General features: G+C 68.5%; 23 protein-coding genes and 1 tRNA gene. 9 read left to right on the top strand and 15 right to left on the bottom strand.

What is annotated here, in order from left to right:
* Window positions 1-7 precede the first annotated feature (7 nt).
* Together gatE and OKW78_RS01115 are read right to left on the bottom strand one after the other, a co-directional pair.
* Window positions 8-1,891, bottom strand: coding sequence for a Glu-tRNA(Gln) amidotransferase subunit GatE (gene gatE / locus OKW78_RS01110; protein ID WP_281193499.1), 1,884 nt, complete (start codon window positions 1,889-1,891; stop codon window positions 8-10).
* Window positions 1,892-2,355: 464 nt separating this feature from the next.
* Window positions 2,356-2,440, bottom strand: a tRNA-Leu gene (locus OKW78_RS01115).
* A gap of 163 nt (window positions 2,441-2,603) precedes the next feature.
* On the opposite strand from OKW78_RS01115, the gene OKW78_RS01120 reads away from it, so the two are divergent.
* Window positions 2,604-3,164 carry a DUF420 domain-containing protein gene (locus tag OKW78_RS01120; RefSeq protein ID WP_281193500.1) on the top strand — a complete coding sequence of 187 codons (561 nt, stop codon included), beginning with the start codon at window positions 2,604-2,606 and terminating at the stop codon, window positions 3,162-3,164.
* 86 nt (window positions 3,165-3,250) lie between these two features.
* Here the strand turns inward: OKW78_RS01120 and OKW78_RS01125 are convergent, their stop codons facing one another.
* The 4 genes from OKW78_RS01125 to rqcH all read right to left on the bottom strand — a co-directional run bounded on the left by OKW78_RS01125 (window position 3,251) and on the right by rqcH (window position 8,334).
* Window positions 3,251-3,943 (bottom strand): halocyanin domain-containing protein, encoded by a 693-nt coding sequence (locus OKW78_RS01125; protein ID WP_281193501.1) that lies wholly within the window; start codon window positions 3,941-3,943, stop codon window positions 3,251-3,253.
* Window positions 3,944-4,033: 90 nt separating this feature from the next.
* On the bottom strand, window positions 4,034-5,533 hold the full coding sequence (gene purF, locus OKW78_RS01130; protein WP_281193502.1) for an amidophosphoribosyltransferase: 1,500 nt from the start codon (window positions 5,531-5,533) through the stop codon (window positions 4,034-4,036).
* Window positions 5,534-5,673: 140 nt separating this feature from the next.
* Complete coding sequence (locus OKW78_RS01135) at window positions 5,674-6,057, bottom strand: DUF5820 family protein (protein WP_281193503.1); 384 nt, start codon at window positions 6,055-6,057, stop codon at window positions 5,674-5,676.
* Window positions 6,058-6,144: 87 nt separating this feature from the next.
* Entirely contained in the window at window positions 6,145-8,334 is a 2,190-nt protein-coding gene (gene rqcH, locus OKW78_RS01140) for a ribosome rescue protein RqcH (RefSeq protein WP_281193504.1), read from the bottom strand.
* A 124-nt stretch (window positions 8,335-8,458) separates the two neighbouring features.
* Between rqcH and OKW78_RS01145 the strand changes: the two genes are divergently transcribed.
* Window positions 8,459-8,821 carry a hypothetical protein gene (locus OKW78_RS01145; protein ID WP_281193505.1) on the top strand — a complete coding sequence of 121 codons (363 nt, stop codon included), beginning with the start codon at window positions 8,459-8,461 and terminating at the stop codon, window positions 8,819-8,821.
* 80 nt (window positions 8,822-8,901) lie between these two features.
* On the opposite strand, the gene OKW78_RS01150 is transcribed toward OKW78_RS01145, so the two are convergent.
* The 3 genes from OKW78_RS01150 to gcvT form a co-directional block, all read right to left on the bottom strand.
* Window positions 8,902-9,939 carry a hypothetical protein gene (locus tag OKW78_RS01150; RefSeq protein WP_281193506.1) on the bottom strand — a complete coding sequence of 346 codons (1,038 nt, stop codon included), beginning with the start codon at window positions 9,937-9,939 and terminating at the stop codon, window positions 8,902-8,904.
* A gap of 42 nt (window positions 9,940-9,981) precedes the next feature.
* Complete coding sequence (locus OKW78_RS01155) at window positions 9,982-11,703, bottom strand: tRNA uridine(34) 5-carboxymethylaminomethyl modification radical SAM/GNAT enzyme Elp3 (protein WP_281193507.1); 1,722 nt, start codon at window positions 11,701-11,703, stop codon at window positions 9,982-9,984.
* 97 nt (window positions 11,704-11,800) lie between these two features.
* Entirely contained in the window at window positions 11,801-12,976 is a 1,176-nt protein-coding gene (gene gcvT / locus OKW78_RS01160; protein ID WP_281193508.1) for a glycine cleavage system aminomethyltransferase GcvT, read from the bottom strand.
* A gap of 90 nt (window positions 12,977-13,066) precedes the next feature.
* On the opposite strand from gcvT, the gene OKW78_RS01165 reads away from it, so the two are divergent.
* Window positions 13,067-13,753 (top strand): S26 family signal peptidase, encoded by a 687-nt coding sequence (locus OKW78_RS01165; RefSeq protein WP_281193509.1) that lies wholly within the window; start codon window positions 13,067-13,069, stop codon window positions 13,751-13,753.
* 80 nt (window positions 13,754-13,833) lie between these two features.
* Here the strand turns inward: OKW78_RS01165 and OKW78_RS01170 are convergent, their stop codons facing one another.
* From OKW78_RS01170 to OKW78_RS01180, 3 genes are all read right to left on the bottom strand, one after another.
* On the bottom strand, window positions 13,834-14,409 hold the full coding sequence (locus OKW78_RS01170) for an NYN domain-containing protein (protein ID WP_281193510.1): 576 nt from the start codon (window positions 14,407-14,409) through the stop codon (window positions 13,834-13,836).
* A gap of 76 nt (window positions 14,410-14,485) precedes the next feature.
* Window positions 14,486-15,112, bottom strand: a complete 627-nt coding sequence (locus OKW78_RS01175) for a ferritin family protein (protein ID WP_369335027.1) — start codon at window positions 15,110-15,112, stop codon at window positions 14,486-14,488.
* 248 nt (window positions 15,113-15,360) lie between these two features.
* Window positions 15,361-16,227, bottom strand: coding sequence for a sulfurtransferase (locus OKW78_RS01180; RefSeq protein ID WP_281193512.1), 867 nt, complete (start codon window positions 16,225-16,227; stop codon window positions 15,361-15,363).
* Between the two features lie 157 nt (window positions 16,228-16,384).
* Here OKW78_RS01180 and OKW78_RS01185 point away from each other — a divergent pair, with 157 nt between their 5' ends.
* The 3 genes from OKW78_RS01185 to ilvD all read left to right on the top strand — a co-directional run bounded on the left by OKW78_RS01185 (window position 16,385) and on the right by ilvD (window position 19,515).
* Window positions 16,385-17,242: a sulfurtransferase gene (locus OKW78_RS01185; protein ID WP_281193513.1), complete on the top strand. Its 858-nt coding sequence runs from the start codon at window positions 16,385-16,387 to the stop codon at window positions 17,240-17,242.
* A gap of 95 nt (window positions 17,243-17,337) precedes the next feature.
* Window positions 17,338-17,655: an RPA12/RPB9/RPC11 RNA polymerase family protein gene (locus tag OKW78_RS01190; protein WP_281193514.1), complete on the top strand. Its 318-nt coding sequence runs from the start codon at window positions 17,338-17,340 to the stop codon at window positions 17,653-17,655.
* A 66-nt stretch (window positions 17,656-17,721) separates the two neighbouring features.
* Window positions 17,722-19,515, top strand: coding sequence for a dihydroxy-acid dehydratase (gene ilvD, locus OKW78_RS01195; protein ID WP_281193515.1), 1,794 nt, complete (start codon window positions 17,722-17,724; stop codon window positions 19,513-19,515).
* A gap of 124 nt (window positions 19,516-19,639) precedes the next feature.
* Here the strand turns inward: ilvD and OKW78_RS01200 are convergent, their stop codons facing one another.
* Complete coding sequence (locus tag OKW78_RS01200; protein WP_281193516.1) at window positions 19,640-19,906, bottom strand: hypothetical protein; 267 nt, start codon at window positions 19,904-19,906, stop codon at window positions 19,640-19,642.
* A 169-nt stretch (window positions 19,907-20,075) separates the two neighbouring features.
* A complete protein-coding gene (locus OKW78_RS01205) occupies window positions 20,076-20,450 on the bottom strand; it encodes a helix-turn-helix domain-containing protein (protein ID WP_281193518.1) in 375 nt (124 codons plus the stop codon).
* A 69-nt stretch (window positions 20,451-20,519) separates the two neighbouring features.
* Here OKW78_RS01205 and OKW78_RS01210 point away from each other — a divergent pair, with 69 nt between their 5' ends.
* The 3 genes from OKW78_RS01210 (at window position 20,520) to OKW78_RS01220 (ending at window position 21,768) form a co-directional block, all read left to right on the top strand.
* Complete coding sequence (locus OKW78_RS01210) at window positions 20,520-20,969, top strand: DoxX family protein (protein WP_281193519.1); 450 nt, start codon at window positions 20,520-20,522, stop codon at window positions 20,967-20,969.
* Window positions 20,970-21,073: 104 nt separating this feature from the next.
* Entirely contained in the window at window positions 21,074-21,556 is a 483-nt protein-coding gene (locus OKW78_RS01215; protein ID WP_122104889.1) for a VOC family protein, read from the top strand.
* A gap of 89 nt (window positions 21,557-21,645) precedes the next feature.
* A complete protein-coding gene (locus tag OKW78_RS01220) occupies window positions 21,646-21,768 on the top strand; it encodes a hypothetical protein (protein ID WP_275263145.1) in 123 nt (40 codons plus the stop codon).
* Here the strand turns inward: OKW78_RS01220 and OKW78_RS01225 are convergent, their stop codons facing one another.
* Window positions 21,769-22,731 carry a hypothetical protein gene (locus OKW78_RS01225; RefSeq protein ID WP_281193520.1) on the bottom strand — a complete coding sequence of 321 codons (963 nt, stop codon included), beginning with the start codon at window positions 22,729-22,731 and terminating at the stop codon, window positions 21,769-21,771.
* Window positions 22,732-22,802 lie beyond the last annotated feature (71 nt).

Genomic DNA, 22,802 nt, shown 5'->3' on the forward strand with positions numbered 1-22,802 from the left:
CGGAGCCCTACGATCGTTCCGCGATCTCCTCGCGGAGCGCGTCCGAGACGACCTCGCCGTCCGCCCTCCCCCGGAGCGCGCCCATCGCCTCGCCCATCAGTCCGGAGAACGCGCCCATCCCTTCGGCTTCGACCTGGTCGGCGTTACGCTCGACGACCTCGCGGACCGCCTCGCGGACCGCCTCGTCGCTCACGCCAGAGAGGCCCGCCTCCTCGACCGCCTCCTCGGCCGTCAGGTCGGGGTCCTCCGCGAGCGTCGAGAGCACCTCCGGGACGCCCTCCTTGGCGAGATCGCCCGATTCGACGAGATCGAAGACCGCGAGGAAGTGGTCGTCGGTGAGAGTCTCGACCGGCGCGCCGTCCCGCCTGATCTCCGTCGTCGTCGACTCCAGCGTCGAGGCGGCGAAGGTCGGGTCGACGCCGCGCTCGACCGCGGTCTCGAAGAGCGGGAACCGCCGACCGAACGCCACCTGTTCCGCGAGCCCGCGGTCGAGCCCGAACGACTCCACGTATCGGTCGGTCTTCTCGTCGAGCAGCTCCGGCCGGTCGACGTCCGACGGATCGGGCTCGACCGGCGGCACGTCGGTCTCGGGGTACATCCGTGCCGCGCCCGGCAGCGGGCGGAGGTATCGCGTGGTGCCGTCGTCGTTCGCGCCGCGGGTCTCCTCCGGAACCCCCTCGATCGCGGCCGCCGCGCGGTCGGCGGCCGCCTCGATCGCGAGGTCCGCGGTTTCCGGTTCAGCGGCGACGATCGCCACCGCGTCGGCCTCGCCCGCGCCGACCGCGTCTCGGAGGGCGTCGACCTCGGCCTCGGTCACCCCGTAGGCGGGTAGCTCGTCGGTGTGGAAGATCCCGCCCGCGCCGTGGCGTTTGGCGTGATCCGACAGCTCCGTACCGAGCCGGCGGTCCGGTTGGATCTCCTGCCCGACGAGCCCGTCGAAGCCGTACAGCGGGACCGCGGTTACCTTCCCGCCGGCGTCGAGCGCGCCCCGGATCACGCCGGAGTCGGTGTCGGCGAAGACCTCGGTGGCGTCCCGAACGTCGCCAACGCTCGCGTCGCGCTCGCGGAGTTCGTCGCGGATCGCGAGCAGCTCGGCCTGTCGACCGACCTCGCCGCGGACGATCTCTTCGATCCCCGCCAGATCCTGAACGCCCTTCACCTCGACGCGCGCGCCCTCGGCGATGGAGACGTTCACGTCCTGGCGGATCGTGCCGAGCCCGCGTTTCACCGCGCCGGTCGACCGGAGCAGCATGCCGATGCGTTCGGCGGCCTCCTTCGCTCCCTCGGGGCTCCGGATGTCCGGTCCGGTCCCGATCTCGACGAGCGGGACGCCGAGGCGGTCGAGCGAGTAGACGACGCCGTCGTCGGTCTCCTCGACGCGTTTGGCGGACTCCTCCTCTAACATGAGGTCCTCGATGGAGACGGTCCCCTCGCTCGTCTCGATCTCCCCCGCCTGCCCGAGCAGGATCGAGCGCTGGAAGCCCGAGGTGTTCGATCCGTCTATCACGAGCTTGCGCATCACGTGCGCTTGGTCGACGACGCTCACGTCGAGCAGATCGGCGATCTGGAGCGCCACCGACAGCGCCTCCTCGTCGACGCGACGGGGGGGTTCGTCGTCCTCCTCGACCAGACAGGTCGTGTCGTACGCGAGGTAGGTGAACTCGCGGTCGACCCGGCTCTCCTCTACGGCGGCCTGATCGAGCTCCCCCAGCTCGCTCTTCGTGGGATGGAGCCGACGGGTGATCTCCCGGTCGGCCGCCGCGGGGTCGCGCTCGACGGTCGGGGAGTCACAGAACAGCTTCGTCGCCGTGTCGAGCTGCTGATGGATCTCCAGCCCGGCGACGAGGCCCAAATCCTCGTGGTCGTACTCGGGGGTCGCGTCCGTACTCATTACGGCTCACTCCGGCGTGGCGGGACTAAAAGGGTGGCAGTTCGCGCGAGCACCGATCGATCGTGGGAATGTGCGGTGGAGATCGGCATCGGCGACGTGACTTATCCGGAACGAGGCGGCGGCGCGCCGTCGAGCGGGCCACCGGCCCGCGAGGAGCCCGCGAGGGAGTCAGTCGCCCGGAGTAACGCGGAGGGCGATCGACGAGGGTGGGGAGGCGTGGGGTGCGGAGTTGTGCGGGGCGGGACTCAAAGGGGCAGCTGGGGCTTTGAACGAGTGCACGCCTACGTACGGATTATAAACGAGAACAGCATCGTCCGATCGAGTGATCGTGGCCTCCACGGTGTTCCCTGCATCGGCATCTACCGAGAGTAACCACTCGTGGCGTGGCGTTCGTAGGAATTGTGCGTGGGTGCTGTCGTAGAGACAACACCGTGCATCGGTGTGGCGGGTGTGCCGCCGTGCGATGCGTGGGACCGGATTTGAACCGGCGGACCTCTACAGGACAGCGCCCTCAACGCTGCGCCGTTGGCCTGGCTTGGCTACCCACGCTCGCGTCGTTTTCTCGCGTTTCGTCGTACCCCGTCCCAGATTAAAAGCCCTTCCATTCGACACCGGCGTGCCGACCGATGGCACCGACGGACGCGGGCGGATCGTCGCCGACGGACGCGTCGGGACCGGCACCGGTTTGCCGCTTCGAATCGATCACCGGGACATGCGAGAGTGGGCCCGCGAGAACGTCCCGTTTCTGACCGCCGTCGCCTCCGCCGTGTCGCTCGCGCTCGTCTTCGGCGCGGTCGGCGGCGTGGTTCCGAGCAGCCTCCTCCCGCGCGCGAGCGACGCGACGCTCGCCGCGATCCCGCACCTGAACGCCGCGATCTCCGCGACCGCGATCGCCACGATACTCCTCGGCTGGCGGGCGATCGCCCGCGGGAACGTCCGACGACACCGGACGTTCATGCTGGCGTCGTTCGCGCTCTTTTCCGCCTTCCTCGCCGGGTATCTCTACCGGCTGGTCCTCGTCGGAACCACGGATTTCCCCGGCCCGGAGACCGTATACACGTACCTCTATCTCCCGTTCCTCGCGATCCACGTTCTCTTCGCGATCGTCTGTATTCCGTTCGTCTTCTACGCGCTGATCCTCGCGGCCACGCGGCCGTACGAGGAGCTGTATCACACCCGCCACGCGCAGGTCGGGTTCGTCGGCGCGGTCCTCTGGCTCGTCTCCTTCGCGATGGGGGTCGGCGTCTACCTCCTCCTGTACCACCTGTTCTGACGGAAGGAGTCCTCGAGGGAGGAGTCGAGAGGCGACGCCGAGAGGGGACTACGTGTTCGATCGAAGGGTCGAGAACGTCCGTCGCGCTACCGGTTCTTCTCCGCCTTGCGGTGGGCCGCGTAGAACAGCGGCACGAGCAGCGAGCCGGCGACCCCGAGACCGAGGGCGAGCGCGCCCACGTCGCTCGCGGAGAGGTCACGGCCGCCGCTGCCGTCCTCTCCGCCGCCCTCGCCGTCTCCTCCACCGCTGCCATCGCCATCGCCGCCTCCACCGCCATCTCCTCCGCCGCCATCCGGGCTCACGATGTCGTCGTCGACGTCCCCGATCGCGACCGATCCCTTCATCCCGACCGCCTCGTGGGGGACACAGAGGTAGTTGAAGACGTCGCCCTCGCTCGCGTCCTCGAAGGTGTACTCGAAGGTGTACCCCTCCTCGTCGACCGCCTCGCCGCTGTCGAACGTCTCGTCGTTCGCGACGACGTTGTGCGCGCCGCCCTGGCCGGTCCACTCCCACACCACGGTGGTTCCGGGGTCGATCAGGATCGCGGCCGGACCGAAGAGCAGACCGGTATCGCCCGCGCCGACCTCGACGGTGACCTCGTCCTGCCCGCGGTAGTCGTGGGTGCCGTCGTAGTTCCCGACGTCGTCCAGCCACCCGTCGTACTGGGCGGCCGCGGTCCCGCTGCCGGCCGCGAGCCCCGCCGCCGCGACGGCGCCCGCGCCGCCCGTTCTGAGGAGCCCGCGACGACTCATCGACGCCTCGTCGGCGTTCGCTGTCATACGCGCATATCGAACGGTCGCCGTATTTAAGCTCCCGATACGTTCCGCGTGGCCGGGAACGCGACGCGTTCTGGTCGGCCCGAGTCCGGTTCAGTCGTCGGCGGCCGGCGCGCTCGTCGAGGGGTTGTCGATCGGTCGGTCGGCCTCCTCGCCCTCGACGTCGAATGGATACTCGCCGGTCACACAGCCCAGACAGAGGTCCGCCCGGCTCGAATCGAGCGCCTCGGCGACCGCGTCGATCGAGAGATACGACAGCGAGTCGGCCTCGACCCGGTCGCGGATCTCCTCGGTCGACTTGTCCGAGGCGATGAGCTCGTCGCGGGTCGCCATGTCGATCCCGAAGTAGCACGGGGCGACGATCGGCGGCGCGCCGATCCGGAGGTGGACCTCCTCTGCGCCCGCCTCGCGGACCAGCTCGACGAGCTGCGTCGAGGTCGTCCCGCGGACGATGGAGTCGTCGATGATCGTGACCGACTTCCCCTCGACGGTCGACCGGATCGGGTTGAGCTTCAGTCTGACCGCTCGCTCGCGTTCGTCCTGCGTCGGCATGATGAACGTCCGGCCGACGTACCGGTTCTTCATCAGCCCCTCCGCGAACTCGATCCCGCCGTCGTTCTCGGGCCGCGGATCGCCGTCGGCGGTCGTCTCCGCGGCCGCGTCGGCGTACCCGGAGGCGAACGCCCGCCCGGAGTCGGGAACGGGCATCACCACGTCGGACTCGACGCCCGACTCCTCCCACAGCTTTCGACCGAGCTCGCGGCGGACCTCGTAGACGAGGTCGCCGTCGATCACGGAGTCCGGCCGCGCGAAGTAGACGTGCTCGAAGAAGCAGTGGGCCGTCGAGTCGGCCTCGACGAGCTGGTAGGTGTCGTAGCCGGATCCGTCGGGTTCGAGGACGACGAGCTCGCCCGGGCGGACGTCACGGATCAGCTCCCCGTCGAGGGTGTCGATGGCGGCGGACTCGCTGGCGAGCACGTACCCGTCGTCGAGCTTTCCGAGACACAGCGGCCGGTTCCCCATCGGGTCGCGCACGCCGAGGACGGTATCGTCGTGCGTGATCGTGAGCGAGTAGGAGCCGTGGATCCGGTTCATCGTGTGTTTGACCGCGCGGACCAGGTCCTCCTCGAGCAGGTTCCGCGCGAGGTCGTGAGCGATCACTTCCGTGTCGCCGTCGGAGGTGAACGCGTGGCCGGCCGCGGCCAGCTCCTCGCGCACCTCGTCGGCGTTCACGAGGTTTCCGTTGTGCGAGAGCCCGAGCGACCCGGACTTGAACGACACCGAGAAGGGCTGTGCACAGCTCTTGTCCAGGCTCCCGGCCGTCGGGTAGCGGACGTGTCCGATCCCCGTCGAGCCGGCCAGCGACTCCAGGTCGCCCGGCTCGAAGGCGTCGCCGACGAGTCCGCGCTCGACGTGGCCGTGTTGCTGGAAGCCGTCGTGCGTGACGATCCCTGCCGACTCCTGGCCGCGGTGTTGGAGCGCGTACAGCGCGTAGTACAACGGGCGCGCGGCGTCCCTCTCCGCGAGCGAGACGCCGACGACGCCGCACTTCTCTCGCGGCTCGTCGTCGGCGTGGTCCCCACCGGCGTTCATGTACGCGACCGTGGGGCGGGAATCGATAAAAACCCTCGTGTTCGTGGCGTTCGTGACCTCCTCAACGGTACGTCTTATCCACGAGTGTGGATCGTCATGCGTGAAGGACGCGACCCGGAGAACCGTCCGCCCGCGGTCGATCACGCCCCGCCGACCAGGTCGTCCAACCGCTCGAAGTACGTCTCTCGAGGGACCTGGTAGGCGGCTCGATAGTCCACGTCGCCGTCGGCGAACCGCTCGGCGACGGCCACGGCCGCGTCCGTGCCCGCCTCGCGCGACTCGTACGTCTCGGCGACCGCCTCGATCTCGGGCTCCAAGAAGAGGACGACGTGCCACTCGTCGGTCGCGTACTGGCCCGACCCCGGACGGGCGTTCCGCGCGCCGTTGGTCAGGTAGATCGTCGGAAGGCACTCGGCGGGGACGTCCTCGCCGTCGAAGACGTCCGGCCGGTAGACGAGGATGGCCCGTCCGCTCGGCTCCTCGTTCCACATCCGCCACCCGTCGGGGAGCGCCTCGAAGCTCATGGTCGTGCTCGGTCACGGAGGCTTGAAAGGGTCGCGCTCGGCGACGAGGGACGCGACCGTGGTCCCGGACCAGTCGTCGTCCCCGCGTCAGTCCACGATGTCGGAGCCGCCCGGCGGCAGGAACTCCTGGAGCTGGTCGGCGCTCGCGACCCTCCGCACGAACGACTGGTCGGCGAAGCGCTCCTTGAGGGTTCGGTACACCATCATCGCGGCGTCGTTCTGCGCGTACATCCCCGGCTCCAGCGTGACGTGTGAGGCCGCCCGCTCCGTTATCGCCGACGGCGGCCCGCCGATCGCCCGGGTCACCGGCTCGCACTGGACGCCGACGGCGACCCGGCAGGGAACGTCCTCGAAGTAGGTTCGGTCGCCGCGGATCACGAAGCTCCCCTTCTCGATGTACTCGCCGCTCTCGGGCGTCTTCGACACCTGATCCGGCTCGACCATGTAGGCGTCGCCCGCACCGCGGCCGTCCTTCCAGTCCGAGGAGTACGAGACGGCGAACTGCGCGGCCTCCCGAAGCGTCCCCTCGGCGAAGTCCACGGGGTCCGCCGACTCGGAGGGTCCCGCCGCCTTCAGAAGCGTCACCGGGCCGCCGTGTGCCTGCGTGTGGAAGAACCGGTCGTGGTTGCCCATGTACTTCTTCACCAGTTCCTCGTTCTGGTCGGCGTTGCGCCCGCCGATGACGAGGTAGCCCGTCGAGGTGTGGAACCAGCGGAACCGCTCGTACCAGTCGTCCGGGCTCCGGATCGGGATCGACGACCGCGAGAGCCAGTCGGTCTCGTACTCCTCGTCGTCGCCGTCGTCGTCCTCGGCGTTACCGTCGGTGCCGGACTCCTCGTCGGCCGCCTCCCACTCGGCCTTTCGCTCCTTTACCGCCTCCAGCTCCTTCCGGGTCGACGCGATCGCCTCCTCGGCACCGTCCTTCTTCTCCTCGATCCGTTTCGCCTCCCGGTAGAGCCGGTCGGCGTTCACTTCGACCCCGTCGTCGGCCTCGAGCTCGACGGCGAGGTCGTCCTCGCCGAGTTCGACCGTGACGGTTCCCGCGCTCCCGTCGACGTCGATCACCGCCTCCGCGGCCGCGATCCCCCGTTCGGCCCCCGCCTCGAGCGTCGCCTCGATCTCCTCCCACGACACGTCGTTCCCGCGGGCCTCCCGGACCGTCGAGAGGACCTCGTCGACGAGGTCGTAGTGGGCGTACACGAGCTCGGCGCGCTCGCGCTCCGTTTCGGCCTGCTCCTCGAACCCCTCGATCGCGCCGCGCTGCTGTTCGATGATCCGCTCCTGTTTGGCGATCTCCTCCTCGAAGTCCGGGCGGGAGGGCGACGCGTCCGCGGGGGCGTCCCCCGCCTCCTCGTCGTCGCGCGCGAGCCGGTAGAAGTACTCGTCGACGGCGGCGTTAAACGAGTCGAACCCCACGCTCGGAAGTCCCTCGCGTTCCGACAGCGGGAACGGCGTGACGTCGACGACGGGGCGGTCCGCCGACTCCGCGTTCGAGTCGTCGACTTCCCCGTCCTCCGATCCCTCGAGCGGCTCCTCGTAGACGCGCGGGTCGATGTCGCCGGAGCGGAGGCGCTCGGCGATGCGCTCGAGCGCCCCGTGGAGCGCCCGGTAGGTCCCCTCGTCCGCCTCGTCGATCGGGGTCTCCTTCTCGACGCCCGCGCGGGAACACACCTCCTCGGCGTAGAGGCCGCCGAGGTTGAGCTGGGTGGCGAGCGTTCGGACCACGTCGGTGTCGGACTCGTCCATGTGCCGGACGAACGCGTCGAGGCTCACGTCGAGGGGGTTCAGTCGCGAGGCGGGGTACTCGTACTGCGCGCCGGGCGCGACCGTGCGGGACTTGAGCCGGACGGTCGACAGCGATCCGACGACCTCGCCGGTCTCGTCGAGCGCGGCGACGTTCCCCTGCCCGAACAGCTCCGCGACGAGCGTCGTGTTCTCGTCCTCGCGTTCGAACTCGAAGGTGAGGATCCGGTCGAACTCGTACTGGGTGACGCCCGCGAAGTCCGCGCCCGACAGCCGGTTCCGGAGCATCTTCGCGAAGTTCGGCGGCCGGCCCGGGGCGTCGGCGACGTGTTCGGGATCGGCGGCGTGGGCGCGCTTCACGTCGCCGACCTCGATCATGAGCTCGACGCGGCCGTGGTCGAAGTCGCGCAGCTTCAGCCGGAGCAGGTCGTCGTCGTAGAGGTACGCCTTGTCGACCTTCGCGCCCTCGTACCGGCCGAGTTCGGTGACGAGCGCGCTCAGGTCGATGCTCGATAGCTCCCGCTTCGGGTCCATACGGGTCCCACACGCGGGCCGGGAAAAGGCGTGTCGTTGTGGACGCCCCTGGAGACGGCTGGGACGCCGACGTTCGGGTCGATCCTGCGTCGATTTATTAACGTGGTCGAGAAACTGCCACGATATGTCGACGATCGCCGAAACGATTCTTGACTTCGATGGCCCCACACCCCGCGTCGTCGCCGACCTTCGGAACATCAACTTCGAGATCGAACACGTGCGCGACGATCTGGAGGAGGTCTACTCGGACAAGGACCTCGAGCAAGCGTATCAGCTGATCATGTCGAACCAGGTCACGGGGGACGACTTCAAGAAGCTGGTCGGACGGAGCCGATACAACGCCCAGACGCTGTTCTTCGAGGACATCGTCGTCTTCCTCTTCTCCTCGGACCGGTACGAGGCGGTCTTCGCGTCCTTCGATTACGACGGAGACTTTCCGGTGAACGAGTTGGTGGCTCGGGTATCCGAGACGGACGGAGACGAATAGGCCGCCGATCGAGGGATCGAGAGGCGATCCCGATCTCTTCTCTCACAGCCGGAACGATCGTCATGGATTCGGCCGATCGGTCATCGCTCTCCGGGTTCGGCCGATCGGTCATCGCTCTCGGACGGTCGATCGTCGACCGCTTCCCGCCAGTCCGAGACGAGGTCGAACGAGTCGTCGACGTCCCCGAGAACGAGGAGCGCGTAGTATCGGAGGTACGTCACCACCGGGACCTGCGCGATCGCCCAGACGACGAGCATCGCCAGCCCGAACAGGAGTCCGAGGCCGACGAGGACGGCGAACCCGACCGTCGACGAGAGGGAGACGGCGACGTGCGTGATCCCGGCCGCGACGACGAACGGAGTGGCGATGAGGAGTGCGACGATCCCCACCGCGATCGAGGCGACTAGCCCGACGGCGACGGTCAACAGGAAGGCGATCACTGCGTAGGCCAAGTACTGTTTCCACGCCGCCGTGATCGACCGCCAGAGCCGCCGCCACCCCGCGAGGACTCCCGAATCGAACCGGATCATGAGGGGGACGACGAAGGCGGTCGTGAATCCCGATAGCAGTCCGTAGACGACGCCGACGACGAACAACACCGGGATGCCGGCGAGGAACGCCACGAACGGGATCACGAGGTCACGTCCGGTGAAGATCGGGACGAAGACCAAGGCGATCCAGCCGAGAACCAGCGCGAGCATCGGGAGCCCGATCCCGACCCGGAAGACGAACAGTCGGAGTCCCTGTCGCCATCGACGACGCCAGTGGCGACGGATCGACACCTCGCCGGTCCGGAGCGACTCGATCAGGACGAACTCCATGACCGCGCCGACGAGCGCGAACAGCGCCCCGAGGAGGACGGCGGCGCCGACGAGCGCGGCGACGATCACCAGGGGATCGGCCGGAAGGGTACCCGGGAAGGAGGCCGGGAGCTCGTTCACGGGGATCCCCTCGGACGGGGTAGAGGCGTTGAACTGTGCCGACGGGAGGCTCACGCCGCCCCCGACGAAGAACGCGACGACGGCGAGTCTCAGCCAACGTCGAGCGTCGATCGGGGTCAGGAACTCCCGGGTGACGCCGAAGGCTCGTTCGACGTTATCGACTGCGTGGAGGGCCATGACGGAACGATCGCCGACCCACGAGTTAGCCCTTCCGGTGGCTCAAAGCCGCTTTGAAACGTACGGTCCGTCCTGGTGGTATCCGAGCTCGTTCCGGTAGTACTCGCGCGCGCCGATCCCCGAGATGACGGTCGCCTTCCGGTAGCCGGCCTCGCGGGCGAGCTCCTCGGCCCGTTCGATGAGCTTCCGGCCGTACCCCCGATGCTGCCAGTCGCCGTCGCCGCCGAGCGCGACCTCGCTACCGTACACGTGGAGCTCGCGAATCAAGGCGGCGTCCTCGAGCTCCCGCCGGACCGCGTCGTCCTCGGTGCCGGGCGCGCCGGGTTGACCGGGCGCGAAGGAGGGGAACCGCAGGCGGCAGAACCCGATCAGCAGGTCACGGACGGGGTCCTCGAAGGCGATGAAGCGTTCGGTCCCGCCGCCCGCCTCGTAGGTCGTGACCGAGAGTTCGACGTCGTCGGGGTCGGGATCGGCGTCGTTGTGGCCGACCTCGCGGGCGCGGATGTCCCGCTGGACGATCCCCTTCTCCTCGGCACGCCGGTCGGCGAGCTGGCGGAGGTTCGACTTCCAGACGCCTCCCTCGATGAAGTCGGCCGGGATGTCGCGTTGAACCCGCTGGAGCCGCGTGTACTTCGGAATGAGGTCCATGACCTCGGCGACGACGTCGGCCGCCTCCTCGTTCGAGAGCGGCTCGTACTCGTCGCGCCGCCAGCGGTCGTACACCCGCGTCCCGCCGACGACGAGGGTCGGGTAGATCTTCAGGTAGTCCGGCCGCCAGTCCGGGTTCTCGAACAGCTGGCGGAAGTCCTCGATACACATCTCCCTCGTCATCCCGGGCTGGCCGGGCATCATGTGGAACCCGACCTTGAACGCGGCGTCGCGCAGGCGCCGATTGGCGTTCCGGCTCGCCTCGTTGCCGTGCCCGCGGTGCATCTCGCGATTGATCCGCTCGTAGGTGGTCTGGACGCCGACCTCGACTTTGGTCCCGCCCAGATCGAGCATCCGGTCGATCTGTTCGGGGTCACACCAGTCGGGCTTCGTCTCGAAGGTCGTCCCGATGTTGCGGATCGCGTTCGTCTCGTTCTCGGCGATCACGTCCTCGAGGTATTCGAACTCGGTCTCCTCGGGAGCGGGCGCGAACGACACGCCCTCGGCGGGCTCGGGATCCTTCTCGAGGTCGTAGTCGTTCATCGCCTGCAGCGCCCGCTTCACGAACCACTCCTGGTAGTCGTGCGAGCGCGCGGTCATCGTCCCGCCCATCAGAATGAGTTCCACCTTGTCGACCGGGTGGCCGATCTTGCGGAGCTGCTCGAGCCGCAGCGTGACCTGCCCGTACGGGTCGTAGTCGTTCTGCTCGCCGCGGGCCGCGGCGGGCTCGTGGCCGGTGTACGACTGCGCCGAGGAGAACTCGGAGGCCGGCCCGCCTGGACAGTAGAGGCACTTCCCGTGGGGACACAGCTTCGGCGAGGTCATGATCGCCACGGGCGAGACGCCCGAAGCGGTCCGAACCGGCTTTCGGCGTACCACTTCGATCACGTCGTCGCGTGCCTCGGCGGGGGCGTGATCGAGTATCTCGGTGTTCTTCGGCACCTTCGGCGAGGAGAACTCCGAGCAGGCGTCGAGCTTCGCGGACTCGAGGCTCTCGCGGTCGACGTCGCCCGCGAGGATCCGGTCGACGAGGTGTTCGCAGGCGTCCACGAACGCCTCGGACTCCGCGTCGGCGTCGGAGCCGGACCCCGCGTCGCTCGGCGCGTCGGTACTCATTACTGCACGTTCGACGGGTTTCGGAGTTAAGCGTGTCGGGGCGTGACGGCGTCGTCGCCTCCCGACCTCGGATCCGCGACGACGCCCGCGTTCGGCTCTATCGGTCGAGGAAGGGCGGAGTGACGACCTCCGCACGCTTCTCGTCGCCGCGAACGACGACGCTCACCTCGGTCCCCGGCTCCGCGTACTCCTCGTGGAGGTAGCCCAACCCGATCGGCTCGCCGAGCGTCGGGCTCATCGTCCCGGAGGTGAGGTGACCGATCCGGGTCAGGTCGCCGTCGGTGACGGCGTAGCCGCTTCGTGGGACCCCGCGCTCGAGCAGTTTGACCCCGGTGAACGTCTCGTCCGGTCCCCCGTCGGCCCGCTGGGTCGCCAGCGCGTCGCGGCCGACGAACTCGGTGTCGAGGTCGACGACGAACCCGATCCCCGCCTCGTACGGCGTTCGCGGCTCCTCGTCGGGGTCGAAGTCCTGACCCGACAGCAGGAACCCCATCTCCATCCGGAGGGTGTCGCGCGCGCCGAGCCCGCACGGCTGGACGTCGAACGCCGACCAGACCGCCTCGGCGTCCGCCGCGGGGCACATCACCTCGAAGCCGTCCTCGCCGGTGTAGCCGGTGCGGGCGACCCAGCTCGCGACGCCGCCGACCGTCGCAAGCGTTGCCTGGAACTTCGACAGTCCCGTGATCGCCTCGGGAGAGGCGGCCGCGTCGTCCATCGCGTCGACCGCCTCCGGCCCCTGGACCGCGAACATCGCCCAGTCGGCGGTGGTGTTCGCGACGGCGGCGTCGAGGTCGTTCCCGTCGCGGTAGTCGACCCAGCGGTCCATCGCCTCCCCGTCGTGACCGGCGTTCGGGACGAGGAGGTACGCGGGCTCGCCGCTCGTCGCGTCCAGGTCGCCGTCGGTCTCGTCGTCGAGCCCCGACAGCGACGCGGTCGCGCTTCCGGCCTCGACGCCGTCGGGGAGCCGGTAGACGACCGTGTCGTCGAGCATGGTCCCCTCCTCGTTCGTGATCGCGGCGTACTGGGAGTCGCCCGGCTCCAGGGCCGTCACGTCGTTCGTCGTCAGTCGGTTCATCAGCGTCGTCGCGTCCGGGCCCGACACCTCGATCTCGCCCATGTGGGAGACGTCGAACGCGCCGACCGCCTCGCGAACGGCGGCGTGCTCCTCGCGGATCGAGTCGAACTCGACGGGCATCTGCCACCCGCCGAAGTCGGTGAACGTCGCGCCGCGCGTCTCGTGAACGCCGTGGAGCGGAGGAGTCCGTTCGCTCATACCGGCACCACTCCGGGGCGAACCTAATGTCTTGTCATCGAAGGGGTCCCCGCCGACAACCTCAAGTCCGATCCAGCCTCCCAACGACACGTGATCCGCCGTCCGAGAGAGCGGTTCGGGCCCCCCGCCACCGTCCTCGTCGTCGCCCTCCTCCTCGTGACGGTCGTCGGCGTGTGGCCCCCGCTCGTCGCCGTCGAGAGCGGGAGCATGGAGCCGTCCGTCGAGCGGGGCGACCTCGTCGTCGTCACCGCGACGGACCGATTCCCCTGGGACGATATCGCCGGCAGCGACTCCCCGGATCCGCCGACACGCCTGGGCGGCGAGGGAGACGTCGTCGTCTACTCCTCCCCGGTCGACCCGAACCAGCCGATACTCCACCGGGTCGCGTTCCGCGTGACTGCGGGAGAGGACTGGACGGATCGGGCCGACCCCGATCTGCTCGCGGGCGCCGATTGTGCCGACATCGCGGCCTGCCCGGCTCCCTACGACGGGTACGTGACGTACGGCGACGCCAACGGCGAGTACGACCAGAGCGCCGGGATCGCGCCGATCGTCCACGAGGAGCTCATCCACGCCAAGGCGCTGTTCGCGGTGCCGTTCCTCGGCCACCTCCAGCTCGGCGTCGACACGGCGGTCGCCCGGTTCGGGGTCGTGCCGGCCGGCGTCGGGATCGTCGCCGCCGTCTCGCTCGTCAGCGGGACCGGCGCGATCCTCGTCGGCCGTGTGCGGGACGGCTGGCGGGCTCGGGCGGATCGCCGATCCCGAAACGATCGATAGCCGATCGCGATCGGAAGCGAGGAGCGCTTGAGGAGTGCTCGGAAAGTAGTCGGGGAGTAGTCGGAGAGAGACGCGACGGGTCAGTCCTCGTGGCGGTCGCTTCCGTCGTCAGCGCCACCACGGGTCCCGTTTCCCTCGTCGCCTCCGTTCGTCCCGTTCGTCTCGGTGCTTCCGCCACCGTCGACCTCGTCTCGGACGTCCCCGTCGAGCGTTACCGAGTCACTGGCGGCGTTCCGGAGGGCGTCAGACCGGCCGAACTCGCCCGGCGCGATCGCCAGCGTCCGGATGCCGTACCCGTTGGCCGTCTCGAGGACCGGCTTGAAGTCGGTGTCGCGCGAGGCGATCGCGAGCGTCGCCATCCGCTCCTCGGCGGCGAACCGAGCGGCGTCGACGGCGAGTTTCACGTCCACGTCCCCGCTCGTCACGACGACCTCGAACCCGCGCGCCTCCGCCGCCTGGATCAGCCCGGGCGTGGCGTGTTCGTCCAGGTAGAGCCGCGTCGTCACGAGCTGTCCTTCGGCCTCCGCCGCCTCGCGAACGTCGTCGAGGTCGACGTCGAACTCCGCGCGCAACACGTTCGGGCCGTCGACGAAGAGCGCGACGCCGGCCCGCTCCGAGCCGCCGCGTTCCTCGTCGCCCCGACTGCTGGTCTCCATGGGCTCCCGTCCGCGGCCGGACCGAAAAGGGATGCCGATCCGCGATCGGTTCGTCTCCGCCGTCTCGCCGCCTGGATCAACAGACCGGCTTCGGGTTGACGCCCATCGACTCGAGTCGGTCGGTGTACTCCTCGTAGGCCGCCCGGATCGCACCGCCAGCGGCCTCGCGGGCGCGCTCCCATGCCGCCTCGTCGTCCCCGCACTCGGCCGCGAGGAGATCGCTCGCCCGCTCCAGTTGCGCGTCGAGGTCGTCGCCCATCGACCGGAACAGGCCCGCGGTCTGTGGGTCCGCGTTGCCGACGAAGAAGCCCGTCACCTGCGTCTTCGACTTCTCGGCGGCGAGCGTCCGCCCGACGAAGCCGCCGAGCCGCTCGACGGCGTCGTCGAGCCCGCGGAGGTACGACTGGATCGCCGGCGTCTCGCCGGGATCGTGGTCGTCGAGTTCGCCGGCGACCGTGTCGTAGTGGGCGCGCTCCTCGCGGGCCGTCTCCGCGAACGCCTCGGCGACCTCGCCCGTCTCGTCCTCCGCCCACGACTCGTACGTCTCGGCCGCGTGGTGTTCGGCGGTCGCCGCGGCGGAAAGCACCGCCTCGGGCTCCATCTCGCCTGCCGTGTCCGCGAACAGCGACTTCGACGATCCGAGCCGCGAGAGAGCGGTCTCGTTGTCGTCGCGGACGGCCTCGATGAACTCCTCAGGGGTCATGCACATTGGTACCGTCTCCGGGTAGTTGTATGCGACGGTCGGCATCGAAAGAACGGATTCGCGGTCGCTGCGCTCAGTCGTCGACAGCGAGGCTTCGTTCCTTCGTCACTCGGCCTCGCCCTTCTCACGGGTCGCTTCGCTCCCCGTTCGATATTCCGAAGTCAACTCCTTCACTTCGTTCAGTCGTCGACTTCGCCTTTCTCCGCGGCTCCTCCGTCGCCGCTACGATTCGAGGCCTCGTTCCTACGTCACTCGGCCTCGCCCTTCTCTATCGGTGCGCCGACCAGATTACCCCACTCGGTCCAGGAGCCGTCGTAGTTGACGGTGTCCTCGTACCCGAGCAGTTCGTGGAGCGCGAACCACGCGACCGAGGAGCGCTCGCCGATCCGGCAGTAGGCGACGGTCGTCTCGTCGCCGTCGATGTCGTACTCCGCGTAGATCTCCTGCAGCTCGTCGGCCGTCTTGAACGTCCCGTCGTCGTTCGTGACGACCGACCAGGAGACGTTCCGCGCGCCGGGGATGTGGCCGCCGCGCTGGGCGGTCTCGTTGAGTCCGGGCGGGGCGAGGACCTCGCCGCTGAACTCCTCGGGCGAGCGAACGTCCACGAGCGGGAGCCCGCGGTCGATCGCGTTCTCCACGTCCTCGCGGTACGCGCGGATGGACTCGCGCGGACCGGACGCCTCGTACTCCACCGCGGGATACTCGGGGACCTCGTCGGTCGTCGGGTAGTCGTTCTCGAGCCAGTACTCGCGGCCGCCGTCGAGCAGCTTCACGTCGTCGTGGCCGTAGTACTTGAACTGCCAGTAGGTGTACGCCGCGAACCAGTTGGCGTTGTCGCCGTACAGCACGACCGTCGAGTCCTCGGTGACGCCGTGATCGCCGAGCAGCGCCTCGAAGTCCTCCTTCTCGAGGATGTCACGAGTGGTCTGGTCCTGGAGGTCGGTCTCCCAGTTGAAGCCGATCGCTCCGGGTGCGTGGCTCTCGTCGTACGCCTCGGTGTCGACGTCGACCTCCACCAGTCGGAGGTCGGAGTCGTCGCTCTCGAACTCGTCGAGTCGCTCCTCGACCCAGTCGGCCGAGACGAGCACGTCGTTCGCGTAATCGGAATCGCTCATTACACCCATCCGTACGGGTCGACCCCGTATATCCCCCACCCTCACGGCACGCTCGGCCGCTCCTCGCCGATCGCGGCAACATCTTCCCGTTGGACCCGAGCGCGGAAGCGATCGCCCGGAAGGGAGGGGTTAAACCGACGGCTCCGAACGACGAGACATGAACGACCGGATCGTCGACGTCGACTGGCTCGCCGAGCGGCTCGACGCCCCGAACGTCGCCGTGGTCGACGTCCGCGACGCCTGGGAGTACGAGGGTATCGGCCACGTCCCCTGTGCAGTGAACGTCCCGTTCGACACGTTCCGCGCCGAGGAACACGGCGCGGCCGAGGCCGGCATGCTCCCCGGCGCGGACGTCTTCGCCGGTATCGCCGAGTCGGCCGGGATCGCCCCCGACGACGAGGTCGTCGCGTACGACGACACCCACGGGGTCTTCGCGGCGCGCTTCCTCGTCACCGCCGAACTGTACGGCCACGACCCCGCGAGGCTCCACCTGCTCGACGGCGACTACTCGGTCTGGAACCGCTCACAACCGACGACGACCGACGCGCCGGACGGAGCCGACGAGGAGCCCGACGAGGAGCCCGACGACGCCACCGACGACCCGTATCCCGCCGATTTCCGGACCGACGGTCCGCTCATCGACCGCGAGACGATGGCTGCCGCGGTCGACGACCCCGACGCGACGATCGTCGACACCCGCGAGGAGTGGGAGTACGAGGAGGGCCACATCCCCGGCGCGGTCCGGCTGGACTGGCGCGAGCTCGTCGACACCGACGCCCGAACGGTTCGGCCGGAGGCGGAGCTGCGGGAGCTGTTGGGAGCGCGCGGGATCGACCCCGACGATCGCGTGGTCCTCTACTGTAACACCGCGCGCCGGATCAGCCACACCTACACCGTCCTCCGCGCGCTCGACTACCCGGAGATCGCCTTCTACGAGGGGAGCCTGACCGAATGGGAGCGGGAGGGCGGCGAGTTGGAGACCGGCGGCTCGGAGACGGACGGGAGCGACTCGTGAAGGGTCCTTCGTGTCTTTGATCTCTTCGAGGTTCCGAGAGCCACGACGGGTCGGGAGTTAACACATTTATCCGGCACCCGTGTACTCCACGTAGTATGCAATTCTGCGACGAGTGTGGTTCGATGATGCACACGGAGGGCGAGGCGTGGGTGTGCCGCTCCTGTGAGAACGAGGAGCCGCGGGACCCGCGAGCGGAAGCGGCGATGGCGACCCGGGACGGACAGCGGGACGACGGGGCACCCGCCGTGGCCGACGCGACCCAAGGCTCCACGGAGACGATGCAGGAGCCCTGTCCGGCGGACGACTGCGACAGCGATCGGGCCTACTACGCGATGATGCCGAAGCCGGGCGGCTCCTACGAGGTCCGGCTGTTCACCTGCGTCGAGTGCGGCCACAAGTGGCGCGGGTCCTGACGACTCGTTTCCGGACGGACTTGTTCGGGTGAGTTCGTTTAAGACCCCCGAGCGACACGGTCAACCATGAGCGAACAGCAGCCGCGGCCCGACGAGGAGGAACGCTCCCGCGGGCGCGAGGGCGATTCGGACCGATTCGCGGGCGAGAAGGACGAGGACCTCCGGAGCCGGGACGTGACGGAGGGTGCCGACCGGGCCCCCCACCGGTCGATGTTCCGCGCGATGGGGTTCGACGACGAGGACCTCTCCTCGCCGATCGTGGGGGTGCCGAACCCCGCGGCCGACATCACGCCGTGTAACGTCCACCTCGACGACGTGGCCGACGCCGCCCTCGACGGGATCGACGCCGCCGGCGGGATGCCCATCGAGTTCGGGACGATCACCATCTCCGACGCCATCTCGATGGGGACGGAGGGAATGAAGGCGAGCCTGATCTCCCGGGAGGTGATAGCCGACTCCGTCGAGCTCGTCTCCTTCGGCGAGCGGATGGACGCGCTCGTGACGGTCGCGGGCTGTGACAAGAACCTGCCGGGGATGATGATGGCGGCGATCCGGACGGACCTCCCCAGCGTCTTCCTCTACGGCGGCTCGATCATGCCCGGCCAGCACGACGGTCGCGACGTGACGATCGTCCAGGTGTTCGAGGGCGTCGGCGCGTACGCCGAGGGCGACATGAGCGGCGAGGAGCTCGACGACCTCGAGCGACACGCCTGCCCCGGCGCGGGCTCGTGCGGCGGGATGTTCACCGCCAACACGATGGCGTCGATCTCGGAGGCGCTCGGGCTCGCGCCGTTCGGGTCCGCCTCCCCGCCCGCCGAGGACGAGGAGCGCTACGAGGTGGCCGCGGAGGCCGGCGAGCTCGTCATGGACTGTATCGAGAACGACCGCCGCCCCTCCGATATCCTCTCGCGGAAGTCCTTCGAGAACGCCATCGCGATCCAGACCGCGATGGGCGGGTCGACGAACGCGGTCCTCCACCTGCTCGCGCTCGCCGGCGAGGCCGACGTCGACCTCTCGATCGAGGACTTCGACGAGATCTCCCGACGGACGCCGAAGATCGCGGACCTCCAGCCCGGCGGCTCGCGCGTGATGAACGACCTCCACGAGATCGGCGGCGTCCCGGTCGTGATCCGTCGCCTGCTGGAGGCCGACCTGATCCACGGAGACGCGATGACCGTGACCGGCCGCACGGTCGAGGAGGAACTCGAAGCGCTCGAGGCGGACGGCGAACTCCCGGACGACGACGAGATCGAGGCCGACTTCCTCTACTCCGTCGACGATCCCAAAGAGGCGGAGGGCGCGATCAAGATCCTGGACGGGAACCTCGCGCCCGACGGCGCGGTCCTCAAGGTGACCGGCTACGACGCCTTCTACCACGAGGGGCCGGCGCGGATCTTCGAGAACGAGGAGGACGCCATGGAGTACGTCCAGTCCGGCGAGATCGAGTCCGGCGACGTCATCGTCATCCGCAACGAGGGACCGACGGGCGGTCCCGGCATGCGTGAGATGCTCGGCGTGACCGCCGCCGTCGTCGGCGCGGGCCACGAGGAGGACGTGGCGCTGCTCACCGACGGGCGCTTCTCGGGCGGGACGCGCGGCCCGATGATCGGCCACGTCGCCCCGGAGGCGGCGGTCGGCGGCCCGATCGGCTTCCTCGAGGACGGCGACCGGGTCACCGTCGACATCCCGAACCGCGACCTGACGGTCGACCTCTCCGAGGAGGAGCTCGAGGCGCGCGCGGAGGGCTGGGAGGCCCCGGAGCCTCCCTACGAGGGCGGGGTGCTCGCGAAGTACGGCCGCGACTTCTCCTCGGCGTCGATCGGCGCCGTGACGAATCCCCGACTCACACCCGACGAATAGGGACTCGCCGCGGCAACGCGTCGAGAAACGGATCTCGACCGCGGGTCCGGCGAAGCCGGAAAGGAGGAACGTCGGCGGTCAGTGACCGGGACTGACCGACCGATTTCGGCAGTTTCTCGGCCGTTCAGCTCTCGACTTCCGCGACGTCAACCCCGCCGTCGGTCTCCGCGACGTGAACCGACTCGGCACACCAGACGTTGCTCCGGCGGCCCGCACGCGAGAGTTCCATCCGGACGACTGAACCGGCGGGGAGGTCGGCGACGCGGTCGCGAGCGGTCCCGTCGGCGTAGTCGACGATGTGGTACGTCTCGTTGCGTGGATGTGCACGTACTGCGGCGTGATCGTGATCGTTCTGCTCGGAAACGACGGTGAACTTGTTGGACTTCGCCATCTTACCTGTGTATAACTGGAAAGACTACTTCAAGACTTCGTATAGTCACTCGGATGATGCGAGAGGTGTTAATAGGAATATAAGGGGATCGGACGGGGTGGAGACGTGGGGTGGAAACGGGGCGAGGACAGGGTCGAGACGAGGTGGGGTCGTGAGGGGTTGGAGGGGGCTATGCGTTACACTCGGCGAGCCACTCGTGGGCCCACTCGTCGATCTCCTCGAAGACGGGCGCGAGCGAGTCGCCCTTGTCGGTGAGGCTGTAGTAGGTCGCGACGGGCGCGTCCTCCTCCATCCGGCGGTCGACGAACCCGGACTCCTGGAGGTCGTCGAGCACTCGCGAGAGGGTACGGGCGTTCGCGTCGGTCTCGCGTTTGAGTTCGTTGAACCGCCGCTCGCCGTTCTGTAGCTCGTAGAGGACGACGAGCCGCCACTGCGAGCCGATCTGCTCGATCGAGTCGACGATCGGGCAGGGCGTGTCGATCGTCTCGTCCTCGTGCTCCGCCGCCGACGTGGGGTCAGCCCCCGCGAGGTCCTGTGATGACATCGGTGTTACCTACTAACCCAATTGTCCGGGAAGCGATATATAGGTTGCGTTCGTACACGTAGTTACACGATGATAGCTGAAATCACGACGCTACCGCTCCAGATCGACACGCCGTTCGCCGGCGAACTGTTCCTGCTCGGTCGCCTGCTGTTCGGCGCGACCCTCGCGTTCATGGGCCTCAACCACTTCATGGACGTCGACACGATGGCCGGCTACGCCGAGTTCAAGGGTCTGCCGGCCCCGCGCTTCTCGGTGATCGCCTCCGGGCTCCTGTTAGTGCTCGGCGGGCTCGGCATCGCGACCGGAGTGTATCCCGTCGTCGCCGCCGGCGGCCTCGCCGTCTTCCTCCTCGTTTCCGCCGTGACGATGCACGACTTCTGGTCGGTGGACGACCCCGAGGAACGCCAGAACGAGATGACGGGCTTCCTGAAGAACCTCTACGGTGCCGGCGCGTCGCTCGCGCTGCTCGCCGTCGGCGGGACTGCGTGGCCGTACGCGCTCGGCGTCGGCTTCTTCTAGAGCCGTTCCGGACGCCCGCCGTCGACGGGGGCGGCGATGCCGGCGATCCGATCGATTCCTACCGCCCTGCCAATACCTTTCACGATGGACGTTCACGTCCGGGTATGGGCGACGCGCCACCGACCACCGGACTACACCACGTGACGAACATCTGTACCGACATGGACGAGACCGTCGCGTTCTACGAGGACGTCCTCGGCTGGCACACGGTCAAGCGAACCCAGAACTACGACGATCCGGGAACGCCCCACTACTACTTCTCGCCGACGCCGGAGGGCGAACCGGGCACGAACGTCACGTACTTCGAGTATCCCGACTCCAGGGGCAATCCCGGTCCCGGCGCGAGTCACCACTTCGCGTTCGGCGTCGAAGACGAGGAGACGCTCCGCGAGTGGCAGTCACACCTCCGCGAGCAGGACGTCAACGTGAGCGAGGTGAAGGACCGGACCTACTTCAAGAGCATCTACTTCAGCGACCCCGACGGGCTCGTCTTCGAACTCGCGACCGGCGGCCCCGGATTCACCCGCGACGAGGAGGAACCCGGCTCCGAGGAGATCGACCCCTTCGAACGAGGCTACGGAAACTGAGCCACCGCACGGAACCTTATACAATATTAGGTCTCGTTATCTACCCCGCCGAAGCGTTAATACGTGGATTCGCGCTATCCGGTCCCACGATGACTGACGCCGACCGCGACACGATGAAGGACGTCTCACACACCGCCCCGAACGACACCTCGGCGAGGGCCGTCTGGGAGCGAGGTCGAGGACCGGTCGAAGCGGAGGAAGAGGAGGAGTAGCTATCTCTCGCGGCGTTCCGCGTCGCCGCTCTCCGCGCCGTCCTTCCCGCCTCGGCTCTCCCCTCCGCTCTCCCCGCCTCCGCTCTCCTCACCTCCGTTTTCGCCGCTCGATCCAGGGGACCCCACCACGGATGACTCCACCGGCGACGATTCCGCCGGCGGTTCGCTTCCGAGCATCGCCCGGAGGGACGTCCACGCCTCCGTCCGGTCGGCCCCCTTCGAGAGCTGGACGCCGTCGAACGACGCCGCCGAATGTCTCGTCTCCGGACCGAGGTGGTCCATGTGCGCGGCTAGCCAGGTGAACCAGCCGCCGACGACCGTCAGGGCGGCGAACGAAAGCCACGATGCCGTCGCCGAGAGCCCGGCCGCCCCGACCGCGACGCCGGCGACGACGTAGACGAACGCGAGGAAGACCAGGAGGACGGTCACCGTCGCGAGCAGGTCGTTGACCGCGGTCACTCGGGCGTTGTAGTCGATCCATTCGGCGTAGCTGCGGAGCAGGCGCTCGTCGAATCCGGGCTCGCGGTCACTCGTGTCACCCCCGGAGTTCGCCCCTTCGGCCGCGATCACCGCGTCCACGTCGGCGATGCTCAACCCGCCGCGGAGGTCCGAGGCGGTATACGTGACGGCGGCCACCCCGGTCGAGACGAGGAGTAGTACCCCGCCGGCCAGCGTGAAGGGATTGAGGAAGCCGCCGAGGTCGAACTCGGTCTGGACGACGATCGAGCCGCCGGTGACGACGATCCCGATGAGCACGAGGTTGGCCTTGAGGATCTCGATGGCCTTGGTGTCGATCTCGCGGAGGCGCTCGACCTGATAGGTGAACGTGGTCCGCAGCTCCTCGCGGGCCGTCGCCGCGACGGCAGGATCGATGTCGGATCGGGGAGAGGACTCGCGTTCGGACGCCGATGTGGAGTCCGCGACCGACTCGGGCCCGTCGTCTCCCGTCGATCCCTCGCTCATACCCGATTCCTTCTCGAACCGGTGCCGTAAGGGTACCGCCGATCGTCCGGCCCGTCGTCGTCCGAGAGGTT

This window comes from Halorubrum sp. F4, from assembly GCF_027257195.1.
GTDB lineage: Archaea > Halobacteriota > Halobacteria > Halobacteriales > Haloferacaceae > Halorubrum.

What these genes read in the sequence shown, in the direction of transcription:
- gatE (WP_281193499.1), bottom strand. Translation starts at nt 1,891, where the DNA reads ATGAGTACGGACGCGACCCCCGAGTACGACCACGAGGATTTGGGCCTC.
- OKW78_RS01120 (WP_281193500.1), top strand. Translation starts at nt 2,604, where the DNA reads ATGCGAGAGTGGGCCCGCGAGAACGTCCCGTTTCTGACCGCCGTCGCC.
- OKW78_RS01125 (WP_281193501.1), bottom strand. Translation starts at nt 3,943, where the DNA reads ATGACAGCGAACGCCGACGAGGCGTCGATGAGTCGTCGCGGGCTCCTC.
- purF (WP_281193502.1), bottom strand. Translation starts at nt 5,533, where the DNA reads ATGAACGCCGGTGGGGACCACGCCGACGACGAGCCGCGAGAGAAGTGC.
- OKW78_RS01135 (WP_281193503.1), bottom strand. Translation starts at nt 6,057, where the DNA reads ATGAGCTTCGAGGCGCTCCCCGACGGGTGGCGGATGTGGAACGAGGAG.
- rqcH (WP_281193504.1), bottom strand. Translation starts at nt 8,334, where the DNA reads ATGGACCCGAAGCGGGAGCTATCGAGCATCGACCTGAGCGCGCTCGTC.
- OKW78_RS01145 (WP_281193505.1), top strand. Translation starts at nt 8,459, where the DNA reads ATGTCGACGATCGCCGAAACGATTCTTGACTTCGATGGCCCCACACCC.
- OKW78_RS01150 (WP_281193506.1), bottom strand. Translation starts at nt 9,939, where the DNA reads ATGGCCCTCCACGCAGTCGATAACGTCGAACGAGCCTTCGGCGTCACC.
- OKW78_RS01155 (WP_281193507.1), bottom strand. Translation starts at nt 11,703, where the DNA reads ATGAGTACCGACGCGCCGAGCGACGCGGGGTCCGGCTCCGACGCCGAC.
- gcvT (WP_281193508.1), bottom strand. Translation starts at nt 12,976, where the DNA reads ATGAGCGAACGGACTCCTCCGCTCCACGGCGTTCACGAGACGCGCGGC.
- OKW78_RS01170 (WP_281193510.1), bottom strand. Translation starts at nt 14,409, where the DNA reads ATGGAGACCAGCAGTCGGGGCGACGAGGAACGCGGCGGCTCGGAGCGG.
- OKW78_RS01175 (WP_369335027.1), bottom strand. Translation starts at nt 15,112, where the DNA reads ATGACCCCTGAGGAGTTCATCGAGGCCGTCCGCGACGACAACGAGACC.
- OKW78_RS01180 (WP_281193512.1), bottom strand. Translation starts at nt 16,227, where the DNA reads ATGAGCGATTCCGATTACGCGAACGACGTGCTCGTCTCGGCCGACTGG.
- OKW78_RS01185 (WP_281193513.1), top strand. Translation starts at nt 16,385, where the DNA reads ATGAACGACCGGATCGTCGACGTCGACTGGCTCGCCGAGCGGCTCGAC.
- OKW78_RS01190 (WP_281193514.1), top strand. Translation starts at nt 17,338, where the DNA reads ATGCAATTCTGCGACGAGTGTGGTTCGATGATGCACACGGAGGGCGAG.
- ilvD (WP_281193515.1), top strand. Translation starts at nt 17,722, where the DNA reads ATGAGCGAACAGCAGCCGCGGCCCGACGAGGAGGAACGCTCCCGCGGG.
- OKW78_RS01200 (WP_281193516.1), bottom strand. Translation starts at nt 19,906, where the DNA reads ATGGCGAAGTCCAACAAGTTCACCGTCGTTTCCGAGCAGAACGATCAC.
- OKW78_RS01205 (WP_281193518.1), bottom strand. Translation starts at nt 20,450, where the DNA reads ATGTCATCACAGGACCTCGCGGGGGCTGACCCCACGTCGGCGGCGGAG.
- OKW78_RS01210 (WP_281193519.1), top strand. Translation starts at nt 20,520, where the DNA reads ATGATAGCTGAAATCACGACGCTACCGCTCCAGATCGACACGCCGTTC.
- OKW78_RS01215 (WP_122104889.1), top strand. Translation starts at nt 21,074, where the DNA reads ATGGGCGACGCGCCACCGACCACCGGACTACACCACGTGACGAACATC.
- OKW78_RS01220 (WP_275263145.1), top strand. Translation starts at nt 21,646, where the DNA reads ATGACTGACGCCGACCGCGACACGATGAAGGACGTCTCACACACCGCC.
- OKW78_RS01225 (WP_281193520.1), bottom strand. Translation starts at nt 22,731, where the DNA reads ATGAGCGAGGGATCGACGGGAGACGACGGGCCCGAGTCGGTCGCGGAC.